The sequence below is a fragment of the Actinomadura latina NBRC 106108 genome, assembly GCF_001552195.1.
Classification (GTDB): Bacteria; Actinomycetota; Actinomycetes; order Streptosporangiales; family Streptosporangiaceae; genus Spirillospora; species Spirillospora latina.
In genome coordinates this window covers 908750-925903 of sequence record NZ_BCQS01000003.1, presented here as the reverse complement: position 1 = coordinate 925903, position 17154 = coordinate 908750, and the positions used below count along the sequence as shown (strand labels likewise).

The 17154-nt window shown below is 72.5% G+C and carries 17 protein-coding genes; 7 read left to right on the top strand and 10 right to left on the bottom strand.

All coding sequences use genetic code 11. The features are described 5' to 3' along the window. Positions 1-70: 70 nt before the first annotated feature. On the bottom strand, positions 71-958 hold the full coding sequence (sucD, locus tag AL2_RS05205) for a succinate--CoA ligase subunit alpha (RefSeq protein WP_067629614.1): 888 nt from the start codon (positions 956-958) through the stop codon (positions 71-73). Between the two features lie 2 nt (positions 959-960). Beyond that, entirely contained in the window at positions 961-2139 is a 1179-nt protein-coding gene (sucC, locus tag AL2_RS05200; RefSeq protein ID WP_067629612.1) for an ADP-forming succinate--CoA ligase subunit beta, read from the bottom strand. A 299-nt stretch (positions 2140-2438) separates the two neighbouring features. Between sucC and AL2_RS05195 the strand changes: the two genes are divergently transcribed. Continuing rightward, the gene (locus AL2_RS05195) at positions 2439-3935 is read left to right on the top strand and encodes a glycoside hydrolase family 15 protein (RefSeq protein WP_245666325.1); all 1497 of its coding nucleotides are present in this window, start codon (positions 2439-2441) and stop codon (positions 3933-3935) included. A 97-nt stretch (positions 3936-4032) separates the two neighbouring features. Here AL2_RS05195 and AL2_RS05190 read toward each other — a convergent pair whose 3' ends face one another. Beyond that, positions 4033-4575 (bottom strand): GNAT family N-acetyltransferase, encoded by a 543-nt coding sequence (locus tag AL2_RS05190; RefSeq protein WP_067629598.1) that lies wholly within the window; start codon positions 4573-4575, stop codon positions 4033-4035. 31 nt (positions 4576-4606) lie between these two features. Beyond that, positions 4607-6862 (bottom strand): DNA helicase PcrA, encoded by a 2256-nt coding sequence (gene pcrA, locus AL2_RS05185; RefSeq protein ID WP_210748200.1) that lies wholly within the window; start codon positions 6860-6862, stop codon positions 4607-4609. 285 nt (positions 6863-7147) lie between these two features. Between pcrA and AL2_RS05180 the strand changes: the two genes are divergently transcribed. Together AL2_RS05180 and AL2_RS05175 are read left to right on the top strand one after the other, a co-directional pair. Continuing rightward, a complete protein-coding gene (locus AL2_RS05180; protein ID WP_067629593.1) occupies positions 7148-8587 on the top strand; it encodes a gluzincin family metallopeptidase in 1440 nt (479 codons plus the stop codon). Between the two features lie 21 nt (positions 8588-8608). Next, complete coding sequence (locus tag AL2_RS05175; RefSeq protein WP_067629585.1) at positions 8609-8917, top strand: protealysin inhibitor emfourin; 309 nt, start codon at positions 8609-8611, stop codon at positions 8915-8917. A 49-nt stretch (positions 8918-8966) separates the two neighbouring features. Here AL2_RS05175 and dhaM read toward each other — a convergent pair whose 3' ends face one another. Genes dhaM through dhaK form a run of 3 tightly spaced genes read right to left on the bottom strand, consistent with a single transcriptional unit; the run spans position 8967 to position 10970 of the window. Beyond that, positions 8967-9353, bottom strand: coding sequence for a dihydroxyacetone kinase phosphoryl donor subunit DhaM (gene dhaM, locus AL2_RS05170; RefSeq protein ID WP_067629584.1), 387 nt, complete (start codon positions 9351-9353; stop codon positions 8967-8969). A 1-nt stretch (position 9354) separates the two neighbouring features. After that, positions 9355-9987: a dihydroxyacetone kinase subunit DhaL gene (gene dhaL / locus AL2_RS05165; protein ID WP_376741322.1), complete on the bottom strand. Its 633-nt coding sequence runs from the start codon at positions 9985-9987 to the stop codon at positions 9355-9357. Then, positions 9975-10970, bottom strand: a complete 996-nt coding sequence (gene dhaK / locus AL2_RS05160) for a dihydroxyacetone kinase subunit DhaK (RefSeq protein WP_067630391.1) — start codon at positions 10968-10970, stop codon at positions 9975-9977. Before dhaK ends, dhaL begins: the two co-directional genes overlap by 13 nt. Before the next feature lie 76 nt (positions 10971-11046). Between dhaK and AL2_RS05155 the strand changes: the two genes are divergently transcribed. The 4 genes from AL2_RS05155 (at position 11047) to AL2_RS05140 (ending at position 14471) form a co-directional block, all read left to right on the top strand. Then, a complete protein-coding gene (locus tag AL2_RS05155; RefSeq protein WP_245666323.1) occupies positions 11047-12003 on the top strand; it encodes a nucleoside hydrolase in 957 nt (318 codons plus the stop codon). A gap of 283 nt (positions 12004-12286) precedes the next feature. Beyond that, on the top strand, positions 12287-12970 hold the full coding sequence (locus tag AL2_RS05150; RefSeq protein ID WP_067630384.1) for a PIG-L deacetylase family protein: 684 nt from the start codon (positions 12287-12289) through the stop codon (positions 12968-12970). Between the two features lie 103 nt (positions 12971-13073). Beyond that, entirely contained in the window at positions 13074-13529 is a 456-nt protein-coding gene (locus AL2_RS05145) for an SRPBCC family protein (RefSeq protein ID WP_067629580.1), read from the top strand. 42 nt (positions 13530-13571) lie between these two features. Next, a complete protein-coding gene (locus tag AL2_RS05140) occupies positions 13572-14471 on the top strand; it encodes a serine hydrolase (RefSeq protein ID WP_067629578.1) in 900 nt (299 codons plus the stop codon). Positions 14472-14526: 55 nt separating this feature from the next. Here the strand turns inward: AL2_RS05140 and AL2_RS05135 are convergent, their stop codons facing one another. Genes AL2_RS05135 through AL2_RS05125 form a run of 3 tightly spaced genes read right to left on the bottom strand, consistent with a single transcriptional unit; the run spans position 14527 to position 17154 of the window. Further along, positions 14527-15267, bottom strand: coding sequence for a DUF4190 domain-containing protein (locus AL2_RS05135; RefSeq protein WP_067629576.1), 741 nt, complete (start codon positions 15265-15267; stop codon positions 14527-14529). Between the two features lie 58 nt (positions 15268-15325). Then, positions 15326-15967, bottom strand: a complete 642-nt coding sequence (locus AL2_RS05130) for a LuxR C-terminal-related transcriptional regulator (RefSeq protein ID WP_376741323.1) — start codon at positions 15965-15967, stop codon at positions 15326-15328. Next, positions 15964-17154, bottom strand: a complete 1191-nt coding sequence (locus AL2_RS05125) for an ATP-binding protein (protein ID WP_245666321.1) — start codon at positions 17152-17154, stop codon at positions 15964-15966. Before AL2_RS05125 ends, AL2_RS05130 begins: the two co-directional genes overlap by 4 nt.

Below are 17154 nucleotides of genomic sequence, written 5' to 3'. Positions count from 1 at the left end.
CACCGGACGGACGCGAAAGACGCCCGGGCCGCGGCGAGGCGGCTCGGGCGTCTTTTCGGTGCGCGCGGGATCAGCGGTTCTTCATGATCTCCCGCATGAGGACGGCGGTCTCGCTCGGGGTCTTGCCGACGCGGACGCCGACCTTCTCCAGGGCCTCCTTCTTCGCCTGCGCGGTGCCGGCGGAGCCGGACACGATCGCGCCCGCGTGGCCCATGGTCTTGCCCTCGGGGGCGGTGAACCCGGCGACGTAGCCGACGACCGGCTTGGTCACGTTCTTCTCGATGAAGGCGGCGGCGCGCTCCTCGGCGTCGCCCCCGATCTCACCGATCATCACGATGGCGTCGGTCTCCGGGTCGTCCTGGAACGCCTGGAGGGCGTCGATGTGGGTCGTCCCGATGACGGGGTCGCCGCCGATGCCGACGCAGGTGGTGAAGCCGACGTCGCGCAGCTCGTACATCATCTGGTAGGTCAGCGTGCCCGACTTGGACACGAGGCCGATGCGGCCCGGCGTGGTGATGTCGGCCGGGATGATGCCCGCGTTCGACTTGCCGGGGGACGCGATGCCGGGGCAGTTCGGCCCGATGATGCGGGTCTTGTTGCCGTGCTTCTCGGCGTACGCCCAGAAGTAGGCGGTGTCGTGCACCGGGATGCCCTCGGTGATGACCACGCAGAGCGGGATCCCGGCGTCGATCGCCTCGACGACGGCGTCCTTGGTGAACTTCGGCGGGACGAACACGACCGACACGTCCGCGCCGGTCTCCTCCATGGCCTCCTTGACGGTGCCGAACACCGGGAGGACGGTGCCGTCGAAGTCGACCGTCTGGCCGGCCTTGCGGGCGTTCACGCCGCCGACGACCTGGGCGCCGGACGCGAGCATCCGGCGGCCGTGCTTGGTGCCCTCGGAGCCCGTGATGCCCTGGACGATGATCTTGCTGTTCTCGGTGAGCCAGATGGCCATGCTCATGCACCTGCCGCTGCGAGTTCGGCGGCGCGCTCGGCCGCCGCGTCCATGGTGTCGACCTGCTGGACGCCGGGCAGCGCCGCGTCGTTGAGGATCTTGCGCCCGAGTTCGGCGTTGTTGCCGTCCAGCCGGACGACGAGCGGGCGGTCGACGGACTCACCGCGGTCGGCCAGCAGCTTGTAGGCCGAGACGATGCCGTTCGCGACGGCGTCGCAGGCGGTGATGCCGCCGAAGACGTTCACGAAGACCGACTTGACGGCCGCGTCGGACAGGACGATCTCCAGCCCGTTCGCCATCACCTCGGCGGACGCGCCGCCGCCGATGTCGAGGAAGTTCGCCGGCTTCTGGCCGTCGAACCGCTCGCCCGCGTAGGCGACGACGTCGAGGGTCGACATGACCAGGCCCGCGCCGTTGCCGATGACGCCGACGCTGCCGTCCAGCTTCACGTAGTTGAGGTCCTTGGCCTTGGCCGCGGCCTCCAGCGGGTCGGCGGCGGCCTTGTCCTCGAACTTGTCGTGGTCCTGGCGGAAGCCGGCGTTGTCGTCCAGCGTGACCTTGCCGTCGAGGGCCTTCACCTGGCCGTCGGCGGTGAGGATCATCGGGTTCACCTCGACGAGCGAGGCGTCCTCGTCGCTGAACACGGCCCACAGCCGCTCGATCAGCTCGGCGGCTCCGTCCAGGGCCTCCTCCGGGAGGCGGCCCTTCTCGGCGATCTCGCGGGCCTTGGCCCGGTCGATGCCGTCCAGCGGCGAGACCGGCACCAGCGCCAGCCGGTCGTGCGGCACCTCCTCGATCTCCACGCCGCCCTCGACGGAGCAGATGGACAGGAAGGTGCGGTTGGCGCGGTCGAGCAGGAAGGAGAAGTAGTACTCCTGCGCGATCGCGCTCCCCTCCTCGATCAGGACCTTGTGGACCGTGTGGCCCTTGATGTCCATGCCGAGGATCTGGCCGGCGAGCGTCTCCGCCTCGTCGGCCGTGTCGGCCAGCTTCACGCCGCCGGCCTTGCCCCGGCCGCCGGTCTTCACCTGGGCCTTGACCACGACCTTCTTGCTGCCCGCGGAGAACAGCTCCTCCGCGATGGCGCGCGCTTCCTGGGGAGTATGGGCGACCTTGCCGGTAGGCACCGGTACCCCGTACTCGGCGAAGAGTTCCTTCGCCTGGTGTTCGAACAGGTCCACGAGGGCGTCCTTAACGGATCGACAGCCAAAGACCACACGAGTCGGCGATCTGCACGGGTTTCCGTGCGGCCTGCACTCTGCGGTCCGCTCCGTCGATGCAGCCTAGTCAACCCGCCTGCGTGGTGATGCCGCCGGGTCCATATGTCACGGAGTGTCCCCTCTCGAAGGCAAGTGTCACCGGGCGGAAGGTGTCTCATCCTGAGGGGTGGGCACGAGTGGCTCGTGAGGAGGATGAACCAATTGACATAGTTTGATGTACTTATTTCGCTTCGGCGGGTGCGGCAAAGGGGGCTGGACGCATGGCGATGGCGGATGAACGGGACCCGTCCCCCGCAGCCGCCGTCCCCCTACGGGCCGTCCACGTCCAGCCGTCGCATCCCCTCAGGCGGTCCAGACCCCGCAGGGCCTCGGGCGTGCGCAACGTCCGCCGCACCGCCGCCCTGCTGATCGTCGCCGCGCTCGTCGCGACCGGCGGCGCCACCGTACCGGAACCGTCCAGCCCCGGCTGGGCGAGTCCCGGGCTCATCGGCGGGGGCGGCTGGCCGTTCGCCGGCGTCCCGCTCTCCCCCGAGCAGGCCGAGGGGGCCGCCTACCTGCCGGACAGCTCGGTCATCCGGCTCGCGGACGGACGCATCCGGCTCATCCCGTCCGGCGGCGACACGCCCATCACGGTGAAGCCGTCCGACCCCCGCGTCGCCACGGCCGTCCGGTCGGACAACGCGTGGCTGTCGCAGGGCACCGTCCCGACCGGCGGCAGGGACCAGACCTACCGCGACATGGCGGCGCGCGCTCTGCTCGACCTGCGGCTCCTCACCCGCCCGAACGGGGCGTCGCTCGCCTCCTGGTACACCAAGTGGCGGTACAGCTGGCCGCGCGACTCGGCGTTCGCCGTCGCCGCGTTCACCGTCACCGGCCACCCGTCGGAGGCCCGCCGCGTCCTGCGCTTCCTCGCCCGAGCGCAGAGCGGGAACGGCATGTGGGCCGCCCGCTACAACGCCGACGGGACGGCGGTCGCCGACGGCCGCCGGCCCCAGCTCGACTCGCTCGGCTGGGTGCTGTGGGCGGCCTGGTTCCACCGCGTCCAGACCGGCCCCGCGGACGAGCTGCCCGACCTGTGGCCGATGGTGAGGCGCGCCGCCGACCACCTGGCGCGCTCCCTGGACGCCGAGGGCCTGCCGCCCGCCTCGTCCGACTACTGGGAGCGCGACCCCCTCCGCGAGCAGGACCCGCGGCGCCCGACGCTCGGCGTCGTCGGCCCCGTGCTCGCGGGCCTGCGGTCCGCCGCGGACCTCGCGCTGCTGCGCGGCGACACCGCCAAGGCCGCCGAGTGGCAGCACGCCGCGCACCGCGTCGCCGACGCCGTGGCCAGGCAGTTCGCGCCGTACGGCTACCCGCGCTCGCCCGTCCTCGGCGGCCTGATGGACACCTCCGTGACGTTCCTCGCCCCGCCGTTCGCGCCGGCCGACGCGGAGATCACGGCCGCGATCGGGAACGCCGCCCGCAGGCAGGCGCTGCCGAACGGCGGCGTGCTGCCGGGCGAGCGCTGGTCCGGCACCCCGGACGTCGCCTGGACCCCGGAAACGGCCCTCTTCGGCCTGAACTCGGCCGCCTCGGGCCGCCCGGACGAGGCCCTCGGCCGGCTCGGCTGGCTCGGGGCCCACCGCACGTCCCTGGGCGTCCTCCCGGAGAAGGTCGGGCCGGACGGCAAGCCCGCCGGCCCCGCTCCCCTCGGCTGGACGGCGTCCCTCGTCCTCCTCACCCTCTCCGCCCTGGAACGCCCCCTCCCCGTCCCTTAGCCGGACTGCTCGTAGACCGGGCTTCGCCACCGGCGCGTCGCGATGGCGCCCGGCTTGCCAGTGGGGAACGCGACGGTGACCGGTGAGCCCCCGGGAGTCACGAGCTCCACTCGTCGGCGAGGACGGCCCAGACCTGGGTATCCCTGCGCTCGCCGTCCAGCACGAACGCCTCCCGCAGAATGCCCTCGCACGTCATGCCGAGCCGCTCCGCGACGGCCGCGCTGGCGGTGTTGCGCGGGTCGCACAGCCACTCGACCCGGTGCAGCCCCCGCGTCCCGAACGCCCAGTCGATCATGTGGCGGACGGCCGTCGTGACCAGCCCGCGCCCGCGCGCCCCGGCCGCCAGCCAGACGCCCGCCTCGCAGACGCCCCGTTCGGCGTCGAACGTCCGGAAGACCGTCCCGCCCTGGAGGACGCCGTCGACCCAGATGCCGTAGATGCGCCCCCTGTCGGCGGCCTGCTTCGCGGCGTAGGACTGGAGCAGTTCGCGGGCCGACTCCTCGTCCACGACCGTCCGGGCCCAGGGGATGTAGGCGTGGATGTCGGCACGGACCTTCCGCGCGTGCTCGGCGAACTCGGCCGCCTGCCACGGTTCCAGCGGACGGAGTTCGGCGCCGTCGGCGAGCGTGCGAGCGAACATGGGGCCTCCCGGTGGACGCCGTCGCGGAGGATCAGAGCTTTTCGATGGTGGCGAAGCGGAGGACGAGGGTGCGGACGCCGTAGTCGCCGCCGAAGTCGACGCTGGCCTTCTCGCCCCGGTCGTAGACGGAGACGACGGTGCCGAGGCCGAAGGCGTCGTGGGTGACCTTGTCGCCCGGGGAAAGGGACGGGACGGGGCGGTTTCCCGGGGAGCGGGTGCCGGGCCGCTCCGCCATCCGGGACATCGCCGGGGTGGACGTCGACGAGGCTTCGCGCTCCCACTCGAGGAGGGTCGCGGGGACTTCGCCGAGGAAGCGGGACGGCGGGTTGACCTGCGGCGCCCCCCAGGAACTGCGCATCGCGGCGCGGGAGACGTAGAGGCGCTGCCGGGCGCGGGTGATGCCGACGTAGGCGAGGCGGCGCTCCTCTTCGAGCTCCTTCGGGTTGCTCATGGCACGCAGGTGCGGGAAGACGCCGTCCTCCATGCCGGTCAGGAAGACGACCGGGAATTCGAGGCCCTTCGCGGTGTGCAGGGTCATCAGGGTGACGACGCCCTGGTCGGTCTCCGCGGGCTGCTCGCCGGGCGGGACGGGACCGCCCTTGGCGCCGCCGGGAATGGAGTCGGCGTCGGCCACCAGGGCGACCTGCTCCAGGAACTCGGGGAGGCGGCCTTCGGCGGACTCGCCGTCGAGGCGCTCCTCGAACTCGCGGGCGACGGCCTCCAGTTCCTGGAGGTTCTCGACGCGGGTCTCGTCCTGCGGGTCCTTGGAGTTCTGGAGTTCCTCCAGGTAGCCGCTGGCCTTGAGGACCTCGGTGATCAGGTCGGCGGGGGTGAGCGTCCCGGCGGCGGTGCGCAGCTCGTCCAGCAGGGCGACGAACTCGCGGACGGCGTTGATCGAGCGGGTCGCCATGCCCGGCACGTCCTCGGGCACCCGGAGCGCCTGCCAGAACGAGATCCGCTCGCGGGACGCGTACGCCTCGACGCAGGCTTCGGCGCGGTCGCCGATGCCGCGCTTGGGGACGTTCAGGATGCGCCGCAGCGACACCGTGTCCTCGGGGTTGGCGAGGCAGCGCAGGTACGCGAGCGCGTCGCGGATCTCCTTGCGCTCGTAGAAGCGGACGCCGCCGACGACCTTGTACGGCAGGCCGACGCGGATGAACACCTCTTCGAAGACGCGCGACTGGGCGTTGGTGCGGTAGAAGACGGCGACGTCGCCGGGACGGGCGTCGCCGTCGTCGGTGAGCCGGTCGACCTCGTGGGCGACGAACGCGGCCTCGTCGTGCTCGTTGTCGGCCACATAACCGGTGATCTTGGGGCCTTCGCCCTGGTCGGACCACAGCCGTTTGGGCCGGGGACGCGGGTTGCGCTCGATGACCGCGTTGGCCGCGGACAGGATCGTCTGCGTCGAGCGGTAGTTCTGCTCCAGGAGGATCGTGGTGGCGTCCGGGTAGTCGCGCTCGAACTCCAGGATGTTGCGGATCGTGGCGCCGCGGAACGCGTAGATCGACTGGTCGGCGTCGCCGACCACGCACAGCTCGGCCGCGCCCACCCCCTCGACCGGGGCCGTCAGCTCGCGGACGAGTTCGTACTGCGCGTGGTTCGTGTCCTGGTACTCGTCGACGAGGACGTGCCGGAACCGCCGCCGGTAGTGCTCGGCGGCCTCCGGGAACACCTGCAGCAGGTTGACCGTCATCATGATCAGGTCGTCGAAGTCCATGGCGCCGGCCTGCTGGAGCCGCGCCTGGTACATCTCGTACGCCTCGGCGAGCGTCTGCTCCATGTGCGTCGACGCGCGGTTCTTGAACGTCTCGTAGTCGATCAGCTCGTTCTTCAGGTTGGACACCTGCGCGCTGAACGACTTCGGCGGGTACCGCTTCGGGTCGAGGTCGAGCTCGCGGCAGACGAGCGCCATGAGGCGGTTCGCGTCGGCCTGGTCGTAGATCGAGAAGCTCGTGGGGAAGCCGAGGCGCTTGGCCTCGCGGCGCAGGATCCGCACGCACGCGGAGTGGAACGTCATCACCCACATGGCGCGCGAGCGCGGCCCGACGAGGGCGCCGACGCGCTCCTTCATCTCGGCGGCGGCCTTGTTGGTGAAGGTGATCGCGAGGATCTGGCCGGGGTGCACGTCCCGCTCGCCGAGCAGGTGGGCGACGCGGTGGGTGAGCACCCGCGTCTTGCCCGAGCCTGCGCCCGCGACGATGAGCAGGGGGCCGCCGGAGTGCACGACGGCGGCGCGCTGCTGCGGGTTGAGGCCATCGAGCAAGGGGTGAGCTTCGGTCTTCGACATCACGAGCGAGTCTACGGCGCGGCGCGGACGTTTTCGGCGCGTCCCGGAGTCCGGCCGCGCCCGCCCGCGCGGGCCCCCGCGGCAGCATGTGGACAGATGGCCTGCTTTTCACGTCCCCGGGGTTGATTGGATCTCGCGCCCGGCGGACGTTGGGCAGACGGAGCGGACATATGAGCCGGCCGCGCCGGTCCACGGGTGAAGGCCCCGCACTTCGACGCCGCATGTCCGCTCGCAGGGGCGCAGGGTCATCAGGACCTCGCGCACTGTCAGGGGAAGGTGGTTTCGATGACGATCCACCAGCAGGACTTCCAGGCGCCGCGGGACGCCGAATCGATGCTGATCGACATTCCCGCCCAGCGAGTACGGCGAGCGGTCCCCCCGGTTCCCGGGCCCGCGCCTCGTCCGGTGCCGGTTCCGGCGCCGCTGAGGACCGGGCACCGGTTCCTCGTCTACAAGCAGGACCCCTCGGTCACCGACCTCGGCGCCCGGCTGGCGTTCATCCCGACCGTGGTGCTGAACGGCCCGACCGACGCCCGCGTCCGGACGGAGCTGGAGGGCGTGACCCCGGTCGTCCGCAACATCAGCGGCGACTTCGTGTTCGCCGCCGGAAGCCCGCAGTTCGACTGCGCGCACGCGTTCGCCGTCGTCCGGCAGACGATCGCCATGTACGAGCGGCACAACGGCGGCGACCCGATCCCGTTCGCGTGGAACGTCGGCGGCAACACCGACCGCATCACGGTGTTCCCGCACGCCGGCGAGGGCGCGAACGCCTTCTACAGCAGGACGGCGAAGGCGCTCAAGTTCCTGTTCTTCACGCCGCAGGGGGACGGCGCCGTCCTGCACACGTGCCGGTCGCTCGACATCGTGGCGCACGAGACCGGGCACGCGGTCCTGGACGGCCTCAAGCCGGGCTGGCTGTCGGCGGACAACCCGCCGCAGACGGGCGGGCTGCACGAGGCGTTCGGCGACATCACCGCGATCTTCCTGGCGCTGGCCGAGCCGGACCAGGCGGAGGCCCTCGTCGCGCTCACCAAGGCGAACCTGCACGACAAGTCGTTCCTGTCGGAGCTGGCGGAGGAGTTCGGCAAGGCGCTCGGCATGCCGTCCGGGCTGCGGAACGCCGACAACGACCTCAAGCTCGGCCAGGTCGGCAACGAGGTCCACGCGATCTCGCAGGTGTTCACCGGCGCGATCTACGACGTCCTCGCGGACATGTTCACGTTCGAGATGAGCCGGCAGCGGCGCACGAAGGACGCGACGATCGTGCTGATCGAGACGGCGTCCGCGCTCTGCAGGCTGGTGTTCGACGCGATCGCGGCGTCCCCGGCGACCGGCGCCCGGTACGTGGACGTCGCGAACAAGATGCTGGAGGTGTCGGCGGGCCGCGGCGACCCGGCGATCTACCGGACGTTCATCCGGAACCGGTTCGCGGTCCGCGAGATCACGACGGCGGCGACGCCGCTGCGCGACCTGATGAGCGGGCAGATGGCGATGACCGACCCCGGCTACACCGGCGACGGGCGGGACGTGACGGAGGTCGAGGCGCACGACGAGCACTCGGCGAGCCTGCGGGCCGACCAGGACAGGTCGCGCTGCTGCGGCACCATGCAGATGCCCGAGTACCAGGTCGTCGCCCCGGAGAAACTGGCCAGGCGGGGGTCGCTGGAGGACGATGACATCCTCCGGGACGAACTGGACGAGTTGCGCCGGGCCTTCAGCAAGTAGGCGACCGGCGGGGAGGCGTTCATGCGCGTGAAGATCGAGAGCGCCGGCGGGTTCACCGGCCGGAACACCGTCGTCGCGCTGTACGACACCGCCGCGCTCCCCGCCGGGCGGGCCGGCCGCATCCGGGCGGCGGTGGACGCGCTCGCCGCCGCCCAGGAGCGCGGCGAGCCGGACGAGATCGGCGCCGACCTCCCCGCCTACCGGGTCACGGTGGACGAGCCGGACGAGGAGCCCCGCGTCTTCGAGGTGCGGGGCGACCCGACGGCCGGCGTCGGCTCCGTCCTCGGCGCCCTCCTCCACGGCCCGGACGCGGGCCCCGACACGACCTGAAGCCGCCGTGGGCGGGTTGGTCCCGGCCCGCCCACGGCCGCTCAGCCGCTCAGCCGCTCTTGCGGTGGTCGCGGGCGGACTCGGCCGCGGCGTGGACGGCGGCGAGCCCGGCGCCGGTCGCGGCCATGGACGCCGCCGCGACCGCGCCCTCGACCAGCGGCGCGTCCGCGAGCAGGACGTCGTCGCCGCCCGTGTCCTCGATGAGCATCTTCGCGGTGAGGACGGAGCTGCCGAGGTCGGCGAGCAGCACGACGCCCTCCCCCTCGTCCGCCGCCGCGACGGCCTGCTCGACCAGGTCGATGCTGGTGCCGAGCCGCCCTTCGGAGTCGCCGCCGGCGGGTTCGACCACGGCCTTGCCGACGCCCATCGCGCGGGCGACCTCGGCGACGCCCTCGGCGAGCGTCCGGCTGTGCGAGATGATCACGATCCCGACCATGTCAGCCCTCCCCCGCGACGTCGGCGAGCCCGCGCAGCAGCAGCGCGCTGGACGAGGCGCCGGGGTCCATGTGCCCGACGCTGCGCGGCCCCAGGTAGCTGGCCCGCCCCTTGCGCGCCTGCATCGGGACGGTGCCGTCGGCGCCCTCGGCCGCGGCGCCGGCGGCGGCGCGCACGCAGCCGGCGAGGTCCGCGCCGTCCGCCAGCGCCGCCTCGTAGGCCGCGACGGCCGGCGCCAGCGCGTCGACCATCGTCTTGTCGCCGTCCTCGGCCTTCCCGAGGTCCCGGACGCCGTCCAGCCCGGCCCGGAGCGCGGCGCCGAGCGCGGCGGCGCCGACCTCTTCGGCGTCGCCGAGCGACTTGCCGGCGCGGCGCAGCAGCGTCCCGTACAGGGGGCCGGACGCGCCGCCGGTCTTCGACACGACGGCCCGTCCGGCGGCGATCAGCACCTTCCCGGGCGGGGCGTCGTCCGGGAGCGCCTCGACGGCGGCCCGGAAGCCCCGGTCGAGGTTGTGGCCGTGGTCGCCGTCGCCGATGGCCGCGTCCAGCCGGGTGAGCCGCTCGGCGTCGGCCGACACCAGCTCGGCCGCGTGCCGGATCCAGGCGGCGAGATCTGCCGCGTTCAACGGCCCCACCGCAGTCCCGGCGTCTCGACGGGCGCGTCCCAGAGCCGGGTCAGCTCGGGCGTCACCCGGCACACGCTGACCATGCAGCCGGCCATCTCCAGGCTGGTCACGTACGGCCCGACCAGGCGGCGGACGACGGTCGCGCCGTGCCCCTCCAGCCACTCGGCCGCCGCCGCGTAGGCGACGTACTGCTCGATCAGGGGGGTGCCGCCCATCCCGTTGACCAGCACGAGCACCTCGGATCCGGACAGCCGCATGTCCGCGTCGATCGCGCTGAGCGAGGCGTCCACGATCTGCGTCGCCGTGCCGGCCCGGACGCGTTCGCGGCCGGGCTCGCCGTGGATGCCGATGCCGAGCTCCATCTCGTCCTCGCCCAGCTCGAACGTGGGCGTCCCGGCGGCCGGGACCGTGCAGGACGACAGCGCCACGCCGAACGACCGGCTGCGCTCGTTCACCTCCCGCGCCACCGCCGCGACGGCGTCCAGCGCGGCGCCCTCCTCCGCGAGCGCACCGGCGATCTTCTCGGCGAACAGGGTGGCGCCCGTTCCCCGCCGCCCCGCGGTGAAGGTGCTGTCCTCCACGGCGACGTCGTCGTTGACGATCACGGACGTGACTTCGATCTCCTCGTCTTCCGCGAGCTCGGCGGCCAGCTGGAAGTTCATGACATCGCCGGTGTAGTTCTTCACCAGGTGGAGGACGCCGGCGCCGCCGTTCACCGCCATCGTCGCCGCGATGATCTGGTCGGGCACGGGCGAGGTGAACACCTCGCCGCAGCAGGCCGCGTCCAGCATGCCGTGGCCGACGAACCCGGCGTGCAGCGGCTCGTGACCGGACCCGCCGCCCGACACCAGGGCGACCTTCCCGGCGCGCGGCGCGTCCGCCCGCACGACGGTGCCGTTCTCCGGGTCGACGTTCAGTTCGGGATGCGCGGCGGCCAGTCCGCGCAGCGCGTCGGAGACCACGTCCGCCGGGGCGTTGATGAGTTTGCGCATGCTCATGCTGTACCCCCGTGCGGCGCCGCGTCCCAGGCCCAATCCGGGATCGGCAAGATCCGGATAGGTTGCCTGCGTGACGAATGGACCTTCGTTCCTGTACGACTGCGACACCGGCATCGACGACGCCATAACGCTGCTCTATCTGGCCTCCCTCGTGCGCGCGGGCGAGGCGGAGCTCGTCGGCGTCGGCACGGTGCACGGCAACATCGACCCGCTGACAGGCGCGCTGAACACGCTGCGCGTGCTGGAGGCGGCGGGGATCACGGAGGGCGTGCCCGTCGCGGTCGGCGCGGCCCGGCCGATGGCGCAGGACGTCCACTACGCCCTGGACTGGCACGGGACCGACGGCCTGGGCGACACCCGCCTGCCCGACCCGGCCGGGCGGCCGGTGGCCGAGTCCGCGCCCGCGCAGATCGTCCGGCTGGCGCGCGCGATGCCCGGCGAGCTGACGCTGCTGGCGACGGGCCCCCTGACGAACCTGGGCGCGGCGCTGCTGCTGGACGGCGAGCTGCCGTCGCTGATCCGCGAGGTCGTGGTGATGGGCGGCGCGTTCGACCACCCCGGCAACATCACGACGCACGCCGAGGCGAACATCTGGCACGACCCGGAGGCCGCCGACCTGGTGTTCGCGGCGGACTGGCCGGTCGTGCTGGTGCCGCTGGACGCGACGCACCCGACGGCCGTCCACGACGACTGGCTCGACCGGCTGGCCGCCCACGACGGCGAGGTCGCCCGCTTCGCCGCCCGCGTCCTGAAGTTCTACGAGGTCGCCTACACGCCCACGCTGAAGCGGCGGGGCGCGGTCATCCACGACGCGCTCGCCGCGATGCTGGCCGCCGACCCGGAGCTCGGCGAGTACACGCACCGTCCCGTCCGGGTGGAGCTGCGGGGCGAGCTGACGCGCGGCACGACCGTGTGGGACGCGCGCTCGCTGCCCGCCGAGGACACCCGCCGCCCGGTCAAGATCGCGGTCGGCAGCGACGTGCCGGCGTTCCAGGAACGCCTGCTCAGGGCCCTGACCTCGCGCTGAGTTCCGTCCCGCGCGGGAAGGTCCCGATCTTTCGGATGTGCCCGGATCGTTCAATGACCTTATTGTTGAAACCGTGACCAATGTTCTGGACAACGATGAGCCGAGCGAAGCTCGTCCGTTGAATGGCGGCGGGCGGGGGCTGGAGGACGGTGAGCCGAGCGAAGCTCGTCCGTTGAATGGCGGCGGGCGGGGGCTGGAGGACGGTGAGCCGAGCGGAGCTCGTCCGTTGAATGGCGGCGGGCGGGGGCTGGAGGACGGGGAGCTGCAGCGGATCCTGGTGGTGATGGCGCACCCCGACGACGTCGACTTCGGCGCGGCCGGGACGGTGGCCGGCTGGACGGACCGGGGCATCGAGGTCGTCTACCTCATGGTGACCGACGGCGACGCGGGCGGTTTCGACGACAACGTGTCCCGCGAGGAGATGGCGGCGCTGCGCCGGGAGGAGCAGCGCGCGGCGGCCAAGTGCGTCGGCGTGGGCGACGTCCGGTTCCTCGGCTACTCCGACGGCCGGGTGGAGGCGACGCTCGATCTGCGCCGCGACATCGCCCGGGTGATCCGGCAGGTGCGGCCCGACCGGGTGCTGATGCCGAGCCCGGAGCGCAACTACGAGCGGATCTATCCGAGCCATCCCGACCACCGCGCGGTCGGCTCGGCCGCGCTCGACGCCGTCTACCCGGACGCCCGCAACCCGTACGCGTTCCCGGAGCTGCTCGCCGACGAGGGCCTGGACGCGTGGACGGCGCGGGAGGTGTGGATCAGCGGCGGGCCCGTCGTGAACCACTACGTCGACATCACCGACCGGTTCGAGCGGAAGGTGAACGCGCTGCGCGCGCACGTGAGCCAGACGGGGCACATGGGCGACGGGCTGCCGGAGATGCTGCGCGGCTGGCTGGGCGCCAACGCCGCGGCGGCGGGCCTCCCGGAGGACCGGCTCGCCGAGTCGTTCCAGGTCGTCGACACCGCCTGAGCTTCCAGGAGTTTTCGGTCACACTACAAATACACTTCTTCACAAGCCGTAATTAACTGCGAATCGGGCATGTACCCCATGTGACAGAACACGGGGGGTTGTCATGCCGGATGAGATCGAAGCCACCGCCACCTCCTGCGCCGGGCCGGATGTGATCTTCAAGCATCTGTGCGTCGCGGAGGCGTGGGGCGAGTGGGGCGGCTTCTGGATCCGCGCCAGGCGCGAGGCCGACGGCACCGAGCACCCGAACGGGATCGGGGCCGTCCGGTCCGTCCCGCCCTGGCGCGAGGAGGTCGTGGCCTGGGACCCGCCGCGGCACTACGGGTACGTCGCGCTGGCCGGTCCGCCGCGGCGCCGCGTCCGGGCGGACGTGACGCTGGAGCCCTGCCCGGCGGGCACGCTGATCCGCTGGCGCGGCGAGATCGAGGGCTTCCCGGGCACCGGGCCGTTCACGCGGGCGGCGCTGCGCCGCCGGTTCGGCGCCTACGCGCGCCGGGTCGCCCGGCACTCCGAGCGCTGCGAGCCGGGCTGCCCGGCCCGCCTTCCGGGCGTCCTCTAGCAACTCCTGATCATTACGGGTCGCACGAATTCGGGGGGATCGATGCGGCGTCATGTCATCGTGCTCGCGCTGGCCGCGGGCGCCACCGGAGCGGGGCTCACCGCCCACTGGGTCGCCTCCGACGCACCGCACCGCAGGAGCGGCGTGGTCGTCGGCGCCACCGAGCCGATCACGGCCGAGCAGGGCGCGGCCGTGGCGAAGGTGCAGGCCCGGCCGTTCGACGCGTGGGCGCTGAGCCACGCCGTCCGCGCCTACCTCGGGACACGTCCGGGCAAGGCCGGGGTGATGGCGAGGGACCTCCGCACAGGGCTGTCCTTCGGAGAGAACGAGAAGGGCCGGTTCGTCACCGCCAGCATCGTGAAGGTCGACATCCTGTCGAGCCTCGTCCTGCAGCGGCAGCGCGGCCATCACGCCCTGACCGCGGCTCAGCGGGAACTGGCCGGACGGATGATCCGTGAAAGCGACAACAGCGCGGCGGACGCCCTGTACTCCGCCGCCGGCTACGGAGAGGGCGTCAGGAAGGCCAACAAGAAGTTCGGGCTGAGGAACACGAAACCGTTCCCCACCTCATGGGGTTCGTCCCTGACGACTCCGGCCGATCAGGTCCGCCTGCTGGCGAACCTGGTCTCCGACAAGAGCCCCATCAAGGCTTCGGGCCGCCACTACATCCTGGACCTGATGGGGTCCGTCCTGAAGGAGCAGGCGTGGGGCGTGAGCGCGGCGGCCCGTCCGGGCGACAAGGTCGCGCTGAAGAACGGCTGGGCGCCGATCCACAACCAGGGGAACGGCTGGGCGGTGAACAGCGTCGGCCGCGTCACCGGACACGACCACGACTTCCTCATCGCGGTGTGCAGTGGCGACAACCCGACGATGGAGGCCGGCGTGTCCACGGTCGAGCACGTGGCCGAGATGGTCGCGAGCACCATGCGCGACTCGCGCTGAGCGGGGCGTCCCGGGCCCGGGCGGCGGGCCGGCCGCCCGGCGGACGCCGGGATCGTCAGCGCTGCAGCGGGCGGGTGAGCTTCGTGCCCTCGTCCGCCGCCACGGCGACGCAGGTGACGGAGCGGTCGCCCTGCCGCCACGAGTCGTCGGTCGGGTAGTAGTAGGAGTTCGCGAGGCTGCCCGCCGCCGGGTCGCGGCTGATCCTCGCCCGCGTGCGGATCTTGCAGCCGTCCGAGGCCAGCCGCCGCAGCTGCGCCTCCGGCGGCAGAGTGCTGCCGGACAGCCGGAAGACCGCCGTCACCTCGCCGTCGTGCGGCGACGTGCACGGGACGATCTTGACGCTCTCGACCTCGACCGGCTCGGACGCGGACGGGTTGGCCGCGGCCGTGTTGTCGTTGATGCAGTCGCCGAGCTTCATCTTCTTCGCGTCCACCTCCTTCGGCTTGGTCCGGGTCACGCTCGGCGTGGCCCGGTCGCCGCCGGAGGAGTCGCTGTTCGCGGCGATGACGCCGATGGTGACGCCCGTGACGATCCACAGGCAGGAGAAGATGATGCCCGCGATCGCGAAACCGCGGCCGCGGCCGCCGTTCCGGCCGATCTGGCTCAGCGCGATCGCGCCGAGGATGAGCCCGAGGACGCCGAAGCAGCCGAGCAGCCCGGTGACGAACGCCGCGACCGCCAGGCCGTTGGTCTTGTCGTTGCCGTACGGCGACCCGTAGCCGGGGCCCGGCGGCGGAGGGGGCGGGTACGGCGGCTGGGAACCCGGATATCCGGGTCCGGGGGGTGGATATGCCATGACCAGCGACTGTATCGGCCGCTGACACCGCTTTCAGCCGCTATGCCCGCTATACGGCTTACACGAGGCGGCGGGCGGCAGCCCACCGGGACAGCTCGTGCCGGTTCGACAGCTGCAGCTTCCGCAGCACGCTGCTCACGTGCGTCTCCACCGTCTTGACGGAGATGAACAGCTCCTTCGCGATCTCCTTGTAGGCGTAGCCGCGCGCGATCAGCCGCAGGACCTCCCGCTCCCGCTGGGTGATCTGGTCCAGCTCGGGGTCGACCGCCGGGACGTCGGTGGCGGCGAACGCGTCCAGCACGAAACCGGCGAGGCGGGGGGAGAACACGGCGTCGCCCTCCGCGACCCGGCCGATCGCGTCCGTCAGCTCCGGCCCCGAGATCGTCTTGGTGACGTAGCCGCGCGCCCCGCCCCGGACGACCCCGATCACGTCCTCCGCCGCGTCCGACACCGACAGCGCGAGGAACTTGGACGCGACGGAGCCGTGCAGCCGCCGCAGCACCTCGATGCCCCCGCCGCCGGGCAGGTGGACGTCCAGCAGCACCACGTCCGGCCGCACCCCGCGGATCACCGCGACCGCCTCGTCGACGTCGCCCGCCTCGCCGACGATCTCGACGCCGCCGCCCAGCTCCGCCTTGACGCCCGTCCGGAACATCTGGTGGTCGTCGACCAGCACGACCCTCTTCAGCGCCTCGCTCACGATTTCCTGATCTCCAAACGCACCTCGGTGCCCTCGCCCGGCGCGGTGCGGACGGTCGCCTTGCCGCCGTTGCGCTCCATACGTCCGATGATGGACCCTCGCACGCCCATCCGGTCCCCGGGGACCTGTTCGAGGTCGAACCCCTTGCCGCGATCGCGGACGAAGACGGCGATCGCGTCGCTCTCCACCTCCGCGTACACCGACACCGACGGCGCCTCCGAGTACTTGGCGGCGTTCACCATCGCCTCCCGCGCCGCCTGCAGCGCCGCGCCGAGCCGCTCGTCCAGCGCCGTGTCGCCCACGCAGACGATCTCGATCGGCACGCCGTGGTCGTCCTCGACCTCCCCGGCGAGCTCCCTGATCGCGGCGGCGAACGTCTGGTCGGGGTCGGCGCGCGGCTCGTACAGCCAGGTCCGCAGCGTCCGCTCCTGGGACCGGGCGAGCCGCTGCACCTCCCGCATGTCGTGCGCGTTCCGCTGGATCAGCGTCAGCGTGTGCAGCACCGAGTCGTGGATGTGCGCGGCCAGCTCGGCGCGCTCCTGGGAGCGGATGCGCTCGTGGCGCTCGGCGTCCAGGTCCTGCCAGAGCCGCACCACCCACGGCGTCACGATCACCGCGACCCCGGTCAGGATGATCGCCATGGCGATGATCACGGACCGCGCCTGGTCGGCCTCCACGTTCTGCACGACGACGCCGCCGATGCCGCCGACCACCAGCAGCAGGCCGAGCAGGCTGCGCAGCCAGCGCTCCCGGAGCGGCAGCGTCCACCGCTGCCGCTGGTCGCGGTCGGCCTGCTGCCACAGGATCGCGGCGCCGACGCCGCCGACGATGAACGGCCACAGCGCCCACTGGACGATCCCCGCCGCGCCCCACGGCAGCGCCGCGAGGCCCAGCGTGACCGCCGCGTAGGCGAGCAGCTGGCCCCAGTCGCGGCCGCGCCGCCGGTCGGCCGCCGGGGCCCGCTCCGGTGCCGGGACGAGGATCCAGAACGCGGCGTACGCGGCGACGCCGAACCCGCTCGCCACCGTCAGCAGCACGAACGCGGCCCGGACGAGCAGCACGTCCACGCCCAGATGGCCGGCCAGCCCGCGGCACACCCCCGCCACGAGCCCGCCCTCGGCGGAGCGCTCCAGCGCGGGCGGACGCACCGGCGCCGCGTCCGGCAGCTCCGCCGTCTCCTGGCTCAC